This window comes from Ferrovum sp. JA12 (assembly GCF_001431705.1).
Taxonomy (GTDB): Bacteria; Pseudomonadota; Gammaproteobacteria; order Burkholderiales; family Ferrovaceae; genus PN-J185.
Genome location: NZ_LJWX01000002.1, coordinates 731,342 through 743,623, shown reverse-complemented (window position 1 = coordinate 743,623; position 12,282 = coordinate 731,342). Strand labels below are relative to the sequence as shown.

The 12,282-nt window shown below is 41.8% G+C and carries 10 protein-coding genes; 9 read left to right on the top strand and 1 reads right to left on the bottom strand.

Features of this window, described 5'->3' with window-relative positions; genetic code table 11:
• Positions 1-2: 2 nt before the first annotated feature.
• From FERRO_RS08600 to FERRO_RS08560, 9 genes are read left to right on the top strand one after another with little or no spacing between them, the layout of a single operon-like run.
• Positions 3-698 carry a succinate dehydrogenase iron-sulfur subunit gene (locus FERRO_RS08600; protein WP_056930441.1) on the top strand — a complete coding sequence of 232 codons (696 nt, stop codon included), beginning with the start codon at positions 3-5 and terminating at the stop codon, positions 696-698.
• Between the two features lies 1 nt (position 699).
• Positions 700-945: an FAD assembly factor SdhE gene (locus FERRO_RS08595; RefSeq protein ID WP_056930440.1), complete on the top strand. Its 246-nt coding sequence runs from the start codon at positions 700-702 to the stop codon at positions 943-945.
• Positions 946-981: 36 nt separating this feature from the next.
• A complete protein-coding gene (gene gltA, locus FERRO_RS08590; protein WP_056930439.1) occupies positions 982-2,277 on the top strand; it encodes a citrate synthase in 1,296 nt (431 codons plus the stop codon).
• Positions 2,278-2,316: 39 nt separating this feature from the next.
• The gene (locus tag FERRO_RS08585; RefSeq protein ID WP_056930438.1) at positions 2,317-5,130 is read left to right on the top strand and encodes a 2-oxoglutarate dehydrogenase E1 component; all 2,814 of its coding nucleotides are present in this window, start codon (positions 2,317-2,319) and stop codon (positions 5,128-5,130) included.
• 14 nt (positions 5,131-5,144) lie between these two features.
• The gene (odhB, locus tag FERRO_RS08580) at positions 5,145-6,356 is read left to right on the top strand and encodes a 2-oxoglutarate dehydrogenase complex dihydrolipoyllysine-residue succinyltransferase (protein WP_152975750.1); all 1,212 of its coding nucleotides are present in this window, start codon (positions 5,145-5,147) and stop codon (positions 6,354-6,356) included.
• Between the two features lie 2 nt (positions 6,357-6,358).
• Positions 6,359-7,786 (top strand): dihydrolipoyl dehydrogenase, encoded by a 1,428-nt coding sequence (gene lpdA / locus FERRO_RS08575; RefSeq protein ID WP_056930436.1) that lies wholly within the window; start codon positions 6,359-6,361, stop codon positions 7,784-7,786.
• A 2-nt stretch (positions 7,787-7,788) separates the two neighbouring features.
• A complete protein-coding gene (gene zapE / locus FERRO_RS08570) occupies positions 7,789-8,898 on the top strand; it encodes a cell division protein ZapE (protein ID WP_056930435.1) in 1,110 nt (369 codons plus the stop codon).
• Between the two features lie 15 nt (positions 8,899-8,913).
• Positions 8,914-9,897, top strand: a complete 984-nt coding sequence (locus tag FERRO_RS08565; RefSeq protein WP_056930434.1) for an oxidoreductase — start codon at positions 8,914-8,916, stop codon at positions 9,895-9,897.
• Positions 9,898-9,939: 42 nt separating this feature from the next.
• Positions 9,940-11,838, top strand: a complete 1,899-nt coding sequence (locus FERRO_RS08560; RefSeq protein WP_056930433.1) for a propionate--CoA ligase — start codon at positions 9,940-9,942, stop codon at positions 11,836-11,838.
• 13 nt (positions 11,839-11,851) lie between these two features.
• On the opposite strand, the gene FERRO_RS08555 is transcribed toward FERRO_RS08560, so the two are convergent.
• Positions 11,852-12,238: a RidA family protein gene (locus FERRO_RS08555; RefSeq protein ID WP_056930432.1), complete on the bottom strand. Its 387-nt coding sequence runs from the start codon at positions 12,236-12,238 to the stop codon at positions 11,852-11,854.
• Positions 12,239-12,282 lie beyond the last annotated feature (44 nt).

The following is a 12,282-nucleotide window of genomic DNA, read 5'->3' as shown; positions in this document are numbered from 1 at the left end:
CAATGAAATTTAGTATTTATCGTTTTAATCCAGAAGTTGATGAAAAACCCTATATGCAAGACTTTGATGTTGAATTGGCAACCACTGACAGAATGTTACTGGATGCAATTCTAAAAATTAAGTCTATTGACGACAGTATTGGCTTGAGAAAGTCATGCCGTGAGGGAGTATGTGGTTCTGATGGGATGAATATTAATGGTAAAAATGGTTTGGCCTGTATTACACCTCTTAAGGACTTAAAAGAGCCAGTGGTATTAAGACCGCTACCCGGTTTACCCGTTATTCGTGATTTAATTGTGGATATGGGTCAATTCTTTAAACAATATAATTCTGTAAAACCCTATTTGATTAATGATACACCGCCACCGCAAAAAGAGCGCCTGCAGTCCCCAGAGGATCGTGAAGAATTAAATGGATTGTATGAATGCGTGCTGTGTGCTTGTTGTACCACATCATGCCCCTCTTTTTGGTGGAACCCTGATAAGTTTGTAGGACCTGCAGGTCTGTTACAAGCCTATCGGTTTATTGCTGACACCCGAGATGAAGCCACTAACGAGCGACTTGACAATCTTGAGGACCCCTACCGCTTATTCCGATGTCATACCATTATGAATTGTGTGGATGTGTGTCCCAAAGGTCTTAACCCTACTAAGGCCATCGGTAAAATTAAGGATGCTCTGTTAAAAAGATCTGTTTAATATGACTTTAGACAGGAATAGAGTTGATAGAATCATTTGGCGCAGTCGTCGCGGATTACTTGAGATGGATTTGATACTTGAGAGATTCTTATCAAAGCATTTATCCTCCCTCACAGAGGAAGAAATTTTGGTGTATGACACTTTCTTATTACTGTCGGATAATGATCTTCTGGACTTGGCCATGGGAAGGCGTGAAGTTGAAGGTGCGGCAGAGATAGAGTTAATGAATAAAATAAGAACTTCTTAAGTTTATAGCGTATTTTGAATATTGGGAGAGTAATTCATGGATAGTACTAAAAGTGCAAAATTAATCACACCTGATGGCAATAGCGTTGATTTGCCTATTTATTCGGGATCAATTGGTCCTGATGTCATTGATATTCGTGCACTGGGCCAAACAGGGATGTTTACTTATGATCCAGGGTTTCTTGCTACAGCCAGTTGTAAATCTGAAATTACTTATATTGATGGCGATCAGGGGTTGCTCTACTACCGCGGTTACCCCATAGAACAGTTGGCTGAACATTCAGATTTTATGGAAGTATGCTTTCTACTCCTCAATGGTGATTTACCGACCCAAAAACAGCGTATTGATTTCGAACAAAATATTCGTCGCCATACTATGGTGCATGATCAGTTAACTAATTTCTTTAAGGGTTTCAGGCGCGATGCTCACCCCATGGCTGTCATGGTGGGTGTGGTGGGAGCGTTGTCAGCTTTTTATCATGATTCCCTCAATATCACCAATGCAGAACACCGTTCTATCTCAGCCACCAGATTGCTAGCGAAAGTTCCCACTATCGCTGCAATGTGTTATCGCTATAACACAGGTCTTCCTTTTATGTACCCAAGGAATGATTTAAGTTATGCGGCGAATTTTCTGCACATGATGTTTGCTACCCCCTGTGAAGAGTATGTACCAAACCCAATTTTAGTTCGTGCTTTTGACAGAATTCTGACACTCCATGCGGACCATGAGCAAAATGCCTCAACCTCCACTGTAAGATTAGCAGGGTCAAGCGGTGCCAATCCCTTCGCTTGTATAGCTGCAGGGATTGCTGCTTTATGGGGACCTGCTCATGGTGGTGCGAACGAAGCTGTATTAAAACAATTGGCGGAAATTGGTGACGTCTCTCAAGTTGGGAAATACATTGCCCGTGCCAAAGATAAAAATGATTCATTTAGATTAATGGGTTTTGGCCATCGTGTTTATAAAAACATGGATCCGCGCGCTGGGGTTATGCGCAAGACCTGTCATGAAGTATTAAACGAATTGGGCCTCCATGATGACCCTATGTTTAAATTGGCTCTTGAATTGGAAAAAATCGCTCTTGAAGATGACTATTTTATTTCCAAAAAACTTTATCCGAACGTGGATTTTTATTCCGGTATTGTTTTGAGAGCACTAGGGATACCAGTAAGTATGTTTACCGCCGTTTTTGCATTAGGTAGAACGGTAGGTTGGATTTCACAGTGGAACGAAATGATCTCTGATCCAGAACAAAAAATTGGTCGTCCACGACAGCTTTATATTGGCCAAGATAAAAGAGATTGGCAACCAATTGAAAAACGTAGCTAAGTTTTACATGGCAGGTTAATACACTTTTGAGGAATGATTATGTTTAAGGATGATCTCGATAGCTCATATCTGTTTGGCTCTAATGCCCCTTTTATTGAAGAACAATATGAGCTTTATTTAGATAATCCGGACAATGTCAAAGAAGATTGGAGACGATATTTTGATGAACTTCAAAAAACATCTCCCACTCAGGCAAAAGATGTAATACATAGTGACATTCTCGAACATTTTGCCCAGTATGCCAAACATAAACCATCTACCACCACAGTTAACCTCTCACACAATCCAAAACAAGTCGCCGTTCTACAACTCATTAACGCTTATCGTTTTCTTGGTAATCGAATTGCCGATTTGGATCCTCTTCAAAGACATGCTCCTGACAGTGTTCCTGAGTTGGACTACCATCAGTATGGTTTGGAAGATACCGATCTTGACGAGCAGTTTGATACAGGCTCTTTGGTGGGACCTGCCAGAGCGACTTTAAGAAATATATTAACGGCACTCAAAGAGACTTATTGTGGTCATGTCGGGATTGAGTACATGTACTTAACCAGCACAGAGCAAAAAAGATGGATTCAAGGTCGTTTTGAGGGGGCGCGATCTAAGATTATCTTAAGCCCAGAGGATAAAAAAAGTCTTTTACAACATATTACTGCAGCAGAGACTCTGGAGAGATATTTACATACCAGATATGTGGGACAGAAACGTTTTTCACTGGAAGGAGGCGAGTCGCTAATTCCTATTGTGAATGAAACAATTCAACGCGCTGGCGTGTTTGGTACAAAAGAAATTGTTGTTGGTATGGCTCACCGAGGTCGCTTAAATGTTTTGGTGAACTGTCTAGGGAAAATGCCTCGAGATTTGTTTTCAGAGTTTGAAGGGAAGCATTCCTCTGAACTTAGTTCAGGTGACGTGAAATACCACCAAGGCTTCTCATCGGACATCAAAACCTCAGGTGGACCTGTACACTTGACCTTGGCCTTTAATCCCTCCCATTTAGAGATTGTGAATCCTGTGGTGGAGGGGTCAGTGAGAGCAAGGCAAGATCGGCGAAAGGATGTCCATGGAGACCAAGTATTACCGGTGTTAATCCATGGTGACTCTGCCTTTGCGGGTCAAGGTGTTGTGATGGAAACTATGGCTCTATCCAAAACACGTGGTTATGCAACTGGTGGAACGTTGCATATAGTGATTAATAACCAAATTGGTTTCACAACCTCTGACCCCCGAGATACTCGTTCTACTACTTACTGTACTGATATCGCAAAAATGATTGAAGCGCCAGTATTTCATGTGAACGGTGATGATCCTGAAAGTGTTTTATTGGTCACCCAAGTAGCTTTAGATTACAGAAATACTTTTCACTCAGATGTCATCATCGATCTCGTCTGCTATAGAAGACTGGGTCACAATGAGCAGGATGAGCCAATGGTGACTCAACCTTGGATGTATAAAAAGATTAATGCTCTGCCCACCACAAGAAAACTCTATGCAGATTTATTAGAAAGCACCTCTATCCTTGAGAAAGGAGAGGGAGATAAGTATGTTTTAGCTTATCGCGATGCCCTGGATGCAGGAGTTCTTCTTGATCAAACCGTTATCCAAGGTTATCAAAGCCCCTTTACGCTCAATTGGGGTATTTATAAGCAAACAGATTGGCGCGCAAACTCATCAACTGCCCTCCCATTAAAGGTATTAAAACGTTTAAGTGAGAAAATTACCAGTATTCCCAATGAGTATAAGTTACATCCCTCAGTCCAGCGAGTGGTTGATAATAGAAAGTTGATGGGTAAGGGTGAGTTACCCCTTGATTGGGGAATGGGAGAGACTTTGGCTTATGCCTCACTGATTGATGAGGGATATGGTATTCGTTTATCAGGGCAAGATTGTGGTAGAGGGACATTTTCCCATCGTCACGCTGTAATTCATGATCAAAATCGTCAGAGTTGGGACTCGGGTATCTTTGTCCCGCTGCAGCATATCAAAGAAAACCAACCCGATTTTACGGTGATAGACTCTATTCTTTCCGAGGAGGCAGTGTTAGGTTTTGAATATGGTTATGCCACCACTGAACCCAGAAATCTGATCATATGGGAAGCTCAGTTTGGTGATTTTGCTAATGGTGCGCAAGTATTAATCGATCAATTCATTAGTTCCGGTGAAAGTAAATGGGGTAGACTGTGTGGGCTCACCTTATTACTTCCTCATGGCTATGAGGGGCAGGGACCTGAGCATTCCTCAGCTCGGCTTGAGCGTTATTTGCAACTGTGTGCTGAATATAACATTCAAGTGTGTGTTCCAAGTAATCCTGCGCAAGTCTTTCATTTGCTTAGAAGGCAAATGATTAGACCCATGAGAAAACCACTCATTGTGATTACACCTAAAAGTTTACTCAGACGAAAAGAAGCTACCTCTGAATTAAAGGAATTAACCATTGGTGGTTTTAAAACCGTTATAGCTGAAACGGAGACACTCAAGGATAGTCACGTTGAAAGACTGGTGGTCTGTAGCGGAAAAGTTTATTACGATATTATTGCTGAGAGAAAAGCGCGCAATATTGACAATATTGCAGTGATTAGACTTGAGCAACTCTACCCCTTCCCCCACGATGAGTTTGCAGCAGAGGTTAACAAGTATAGCCAAGCCAAGACTGTTGTATGGGCTCAAGAGGAACCTGGTAATCAAGGCGCTTGGCACCGGATACAACATTATTTAAATCGCCATTTATTACCGCATCAAAAATTATTGTATGCCTTGAGACCCTCCTCAGCATCTCCTGCTGTGGGCTATTTGGCCAAGCATAATGAACAACAAAAAGCATTGATTGATGCAGCCCTTACACTTACTGCTTGAATTTTGCGGAGAAAATCATGATCATTGAAGTAAAAGTTCCACAGCTTTCTGAATCTGTAGCCGAAGCCACCTTATTAACTTGGAACAAAGCTGTGGGTGAAATGGTAACCAGAGATGAGAATCTCATTGATGTTGAAACAGACAAAGTAGTCTTGGAGCTACCTGCGCCAGCGAGTGGAAAGCTGGTTTCGATATTAAAAAAACAAGGTGATCAAGTGGTGAGTGATGAAGTGATTGCCACTATTGATACGGAGGCTAAAACAGATCAGACAGAAGAACCTGCCTCAAATGCTGCTGTAATTGATACAAATGTATCGGACAAAAAAACCATTCAAGAAAAACCCGTTAAAACAAGTATTGCTATGCCGGCGGCTAAAAAAATGTTGGCAGAAAATAACCTTGATGTGCAGCAAACAGAAGGAACAGGCAGAGGAGGGCGTGTCACTAAAGCCGATGTGATTAGACAATTAACTCAACCTAAAGCAACCTCCGCTGTTGCGAATAATACGATTAATTCGGTAGGTGATCGAGTTGAGCAACGGGTACCCATGTCAAGGTTGCGGGCACGGATTGCAGAAAGGCTGGTGGAGTCCCAATCAACGGCGGCTATTCTCACCACCTTTAACGAAGTGAACATGCAGCCTGTTATGGATTTACGTAACAAATATAAAGATAAGTTTGAGAAGGAACATGGCGTTAAATTGGGTTTTATGTCTTTTTTTGTTAAAGCAGTTGTTTCCGCTTTGAAAAAGTACCCCATTGTTAATGCTTCTATTGATGGTAATGACATCATTTATCATGGCTTTTATGATATTGGGATTGCTGTAGGTAGTGCACGCGGGTTAGTTGTTCCCATCTTGAGAAATGCTGATCAAATGAGTATTGCAGAGATCGAAAAGCAGATTGCAGACTTTGGTAATCGCGCTAAGGATGGAAAAATTACCTTGGAAGAATTAACGGGTGGAACCTTTTCTATTTCTAATGGTGGAGTGTTTGGATCTATGCTCTCCACCCCCATTATCAACCCTCCTCAGTCGGCTATCCTGGGTGTGCATGCCACCAAGGAACGTCCAGTAGTGGAAAACGGGCAAATTGTTATTCGTCCTATGAACTATTTTGCCATGTCCTATGATCATCGAATCATTGATGGGCGAGAAGCCGTCCTAACCTTGGTTGCGATTAAGGAAGCACTAGAGGATCCTGCAAGACTTTTATTGGATATTTAGCCATGAAAAATTTTGATTTAGTGATTATTGGAGCAGGCCCTGGGGGGTATATTGCCGCCATCCGGGCCGCGCAACTCGGTATGTCAGTAGCTTGCATTGATAAGTTTGTTAATCAAGATAATAAGCCCAGTTTAGGTGGAACCTGTCTTAATATCGGCTGTATTCCCTCTAAGGCATTGTTAGAGTCCTCTGAGCTCTTTGCTAAAATACAGCATGATTTTATCGATCATGGTATCTCAGTATCCAAGCCCACTATTGATCTTGAAAAAATGCAATCGAGGAAACAAAAGATTGTGAATGATCTGACAGGTGGTGTGGCGTATTTATTTAAGAAAAATAAAGTTACCTCTATACATGGCCATGCTTCTTTTGTTGGGGAAAATGATTCCGGCATTATTCTTGCGGTCACTCACCATGAGAGCACTGAAGAGATTTGTGGTGAAAAAGTGATTGTTGCCACAGGATCAATGCCCAGAGCACTTCCTCATTTACCCTTTGATAATATTTCAGTGTTGGATAATGAAGGGGCCCTATCACTCACTTCTGTACCAAAGCGTCTCGGTATTATTGGCTCTGGAGTTATTGGTCTTGAGATGGGTAGTGTATGGAAAAGATTAGGTAGCCAGGTTACCATTCTTGAAGCGCAGAGTTCTTTGTTGGCGAGTGTGGATAAAGACATAGCTGCTGAAGCCCTAAAAATCTACACCAAAGATTTAGATTTGCATTTTGAGTTTTCAGTTAAATTAGGTGATATTTCCGTCAATGCTAAAGATATTACTATTCACTATCACATTGATGATATTCCCAAGAAAATCGTTGTTGATAAATTAATTGTCTCCATTGGTCGTGTACCGAATACGCATAATCTTCATTGTGAGAAAGTGGGCATTGCAGTGGATGAGAAAGGGTTTATTGCGGTCGATAGTCATTGTCAAACTGCTAACCCAAAGATATGGGCTATTGGTGATGTGGTTCGTGGACCCATGTTAGCACATAAGGCCGAAGAGGAAGCTGTGGCGGTAGTTGAGGCAATCAATGGTCAGTCAACTCATGTAAACTTTAACACTATTCCTTGGGTGATTTATACCTCGCCAGAGATTGCTTGGGTAGGTAAAACTGAGCAACAATTGCAAACTGAAAAAACTCTCTATCGTGTTGGAAAATTCCCTTTTGCGGCCAATGGACGTGCCAAAGGGCTTAATGAAACCCGAGGTTTCGTTAAGATCTTGGCTGATCACCATACGGATGAAATTCTGGGTATGCATATTATTGGTCCATTTGCCTCAGAGTTAATCACTGAGGCAGTAGTTGCCATGGAATTTAAAGCATCAAGCGAGGACATTGCTCGTATTGTTCATGCTCATCCATCCTTAAGCGAGGTTATCCATGAGGCAGCACTCGCTGTGGATGGCAGAGCTCTGAATATGTAAACGTGAATATTAGCGATTCTATTGCATCTCCCACGTTTACTGGTCCACTGGATTGGTATCAACATTTCAGTCAACGTGAAGACTTTGAGTTTGATCAAGATCAATTGCGTGTGGTCGAAAAACTTCAGCAATTGCATGACGAGCTCATGGCATTTAAGAAGTATCGTCAAACGCTCCTAGCCAAAACCTTCGGTAACAAAGCTCCACCAAAGGGGTTGTATCTGTATGGTGGGGTTGGAAGAGGGAAAAGTGCATTAATGGACGCTTTTTTTGATACTCTTCCGTATCGTCGAAAGAAACGTGTTCACTTCCATGAGTTTATGGCTTCCATTCAAGATAGATTAAAGGAAGTGCATCACCAAAAAGATCCTTTGAAAATTGTGGCAGCGGAGATAGCTGTTAAGAACAGAGTGTTATGTTTTGATGAGTTTCATGTTAGCGATATAGCTGATGCCATGATTTTAGAGCGTTTGTTTCAAAATATGATTCATTGGGGTGTGGTGCTGGTGATCACCTCTAACTATGCTCCAGATGAGTTGTATCAAGATGGATTACAACGGGAGCGTTTTCTGCCAGCCATTGAGCTCATTAAGGAAAAAACCGATGTACTCAATATCTCAGGCACACTAGATCACCGGCAACGCTCCCATGCTCTGTCAAAGAACTATTTATCACCTTTGTCGACTGATGTTGTTAATCAAATGGAACATATTTTTAGCGGTTTATGTGAGAACGCTGCGCATAGTCCATTAATTGAAATATGTGGTCGTTTACTGCCTGTTAAAGGTTTTGGTGAAGGGGTGATTTGGTTTGAGTTTACCGCCTTATGTCACGGTCCACGTTCGCAGTTAGATTATTTGGAAATAGCCCACAATTACCATACAGTACTCATATCCAATGTTCCCCTGATGAACCCTAGTCAAGCTGAAGAGGCAAGACGCTTTACGATGTTGATCGATATTTTGTATGATCAAAAGATAAAACTCATTATGAGTGCTGCAGGGAAACCAGAAGAGCTTTACACAGAGGGCCCTTTTATTAACGAATTTAATAGAACCATCAGTAGACTTATTGAAATGCAAAGTGTAGATTATTTAAAAAACTACAATTAATGGGGGAGATACCCAATGTCTTTTCAAGCATACCGTGTGTCGCAAGAGGGTGATCAGATTAAAGGTCACGTGTGTGATATAGATTTCAATGATCTTACCTCAGGAGAGGTTCTTATTGAAGCTCATTTCTCTAGTATTAATTATAAAGATGCGCTAGCTGGGACGGGTAGGGGCAAGATCATGAAATCACTCCCTTTAATAGGGGGGATTGATGTGTCAGGAGTGGTGGTTGAATCCACTGATAAACGTTTTATTAAAGGTGAGAATGTACTGGTTACTGGCTATGACTTAGGCGTGGGTCATGATGGTGGTTATGCACATTTTGTGAGAGTCCCTGCTGATTGGGTGGTTAAAGTGCCAGCCAACCTTTCTCTCAATGATGCGATGGTGGTCGGAACTGCGGGGTTTACAGCAGCTCTTGCAATTTTTCGTTTAGAACAAAATCTATTAAATAAAAACATGGGTAAAGTCGTTGTAACGGGGGCTACCGGTGGAGTGGGTAGCTTAGCAATAGAGTTTTTACATCATTTAGGCTATGAGGTCACAGCAATTACCGGAAAAAAATCTGAAAGTGATTATCTTAAATTGCTGGGTGCCAAGGAGGTTTGGGTTCGCGGTGAATTTGAAATGGGCGAACGACCCTTGGAAAAAGCGTTATGGGCTGGAGCCATCGATACGGTGGGTTCAGGTGTGCTGGCTTGGCTGACTAGAACTGTCAATACCCATGGATCTATTGCCAGTTGTGGTTTAGCAGCAGGAATTGATTTACACACCACGGTGATGCCCTTCATTTTAAGGGGGATCAATTTGTTAGGCATTGATTCTGTAGCGTGTCCCATGAAAACTCGATTAGAGGTATGGCATAGAATTGCCAACACCATGAAACCGGATCAATTTAAAACCAGTATTAAAGTGATAACACTTAACGAACTCAATTCTGTATTCGAGCAGATGATGAACGGTAAGACAATCGGGCGCTATGTAGTAAAAATAAAATAATTAATCTGTAGTACACCATAAGATACGGGGAGGGAGTAAGTTATGGGAGAGAGATTACAAGCTTTTTATACCTTATCCATTCAAGAACCAGAACAGTTTTGGAGTAAAGAGGCGGAGTCCATATATTGGCATGAGCCTTTTAAGCAGGTACTTGATTACTCGCGTCCCCCTTTTGCAAAATGGTTTGTGGGTGGGAAAACAAACATCTGTTATAACGCTATCGATCGTCATCTCAAGGACCGAGCAAATCAGGCTGCTCTGGTATTCGTCTCTACAGAAACCCAACAAGAAAAAATTTATAGCTTTTCTCAATTACATCATGAAGTAAATGTGATGGCATCTATCATGAGAGAGTTAGGGGTTAAAAAAGGTGATCGAGTGGTGATTTATATGCCCATGATCCCTGAGGCTCTTTTTGCTATGTATGCTTGCACAAGAATTGGCGCTGTACATTCTGTGGTGTTTGGTGGATTTGCCGCTCACAGTCTTGCCGCAAGAATTGATGATGCTAAGCCCCAATTAATGATAACCGCAGATGCTGGATCAAGGGGAGGGAAGGTGGTTCCCTATAAACCCTTGGTGGACGAAGCTTGTCAAAAAGCCAGTTTCCCACCAGAGCACGTGTTAATAATTAACCGTGGACTGGATCCGAATAGGACAGTTATCAAGCAACGGGATGTTAATTATGGGGACATTAAGGAAAAACATCTCAATGCCCAAGTTAACTGTGAATGGGTGGACTCTGAGCATCCCTCTTATATTCTCTATACTTCGGGTACTACCGGAAAACCCAAGGGAGTCCAACGAGATACTGGTGGCTATTTAGTGGCTATGAGTGCTTCCATACAACACATTTATTGTGGCAATGCCGGTGAAACTTTTTTTACGACCTCTGATATCGGTTGGGTAGTGGGACACTCTTACATTGTTTATGGCCCCTTAATCAGTGGCATGACAACGGTTGTTTATGAGGGCTTACCCATTAGGCCAGATCCTGGTATTTGGTGGGATGTGGTCAATAAATATCAAGTTAGTATCATGTTTAGTTCCCCCACAGCTATTCGAGTACTTAAGAAACAGGATCCAATTTATTTAGATAAAAACAAAACACGTTCTCTTCGTTATTTATTTCTAGCGGGAGAGCCACTTGATGAGCCAACAGCCCAATGGATTACACAATCACTAAATATTCCTGTGGTAGATAATTATTGGCAAACTGAAACTGGATGGCCTATTTTGTCTGCTATGTTGGGAGTGGACAACACGCCGAGAAAGTTTGGTAGCCCAAGCTTTCCCGTTTACGGCTACAACGTACAATTGATCAATGAGAGTACTGGTGAACCAGCAAAGGATAATGAGAAAGGATTGTTAGCTGTTATTCCCCCTCTTCCTCCAGGATGTTTGTCTACGATATGGGGGGACGATGAACGGTTTGTAAAAACCTATTTTTCTACATTTAAAGATAAATATATTTATTCTACCTTTGACTGGGGAGTTCGTGACACGGATGGCTATTACTTTATTCTTGGCCGCACTGATGATGTGATTAATGTGGCCGGGCATCGGTTGGGCACTAGAGAAATTGAAGAAGCTATTAGTAGTCATCATAATGTGGTGGAGGTTGCAGTAGTCGGGGTCAATGACCCAATCAAGGGACAAAAACCTTTTGCTTTTGTGGTATCCAAGGATAATGCCTATGCCAAAAGCAAAGCCGACAGGACACAACTTGAAAATGAGTTATTTCAAACCGTTGATCAGTTATTGGGCGCTATTGCACGACCTGCAAGAGTGTTTTTTGTATCAATTTTACCTAAAACAAGATCAGGCAAGCTCTTAAGAAGAAGTATTCAAGCATTGGCGGAGGGGAGAGATCCGGGGGATCTCACCACACTGGATGACCCCACTGCATTAGAGTCCATTAAAGAGTCTCTAATGCAGTAATGGCTTGAGACAATTAAAATATGACTGCGTCAACATCTATCTCAACCAGCATGTCAGGATCGATGAGACGTTTGACCTCAACCAAGGTAGTAGCAGGGCGAATTTGACTAAAGAATTTACCATGGGCTCGAGCAATTTTTTCCCAGTCATTGATTTGTGTTACGTAAATACGAGTTCGTACCACATGCTTTAATTCAGCCCCTGCGTTTTTTAAAGCATTTTCAATATTGGTTAATGCTTGGAGAGTTTGTGCTTCAGCGTCTTCTTTACCAACGATTTGACCATCAGGGCCTGTTCCTGTGGTTCCTGAGACGTAAACATTTTGACCCACTTTAACGGCTCTGGAGTATCCTATAATAGGTTCCCATGTGGATCCACTGGATATATTTTCGCGACTCATTCACTTAACCTCAACTAAAAAATTTATTATACTTGACTACAATG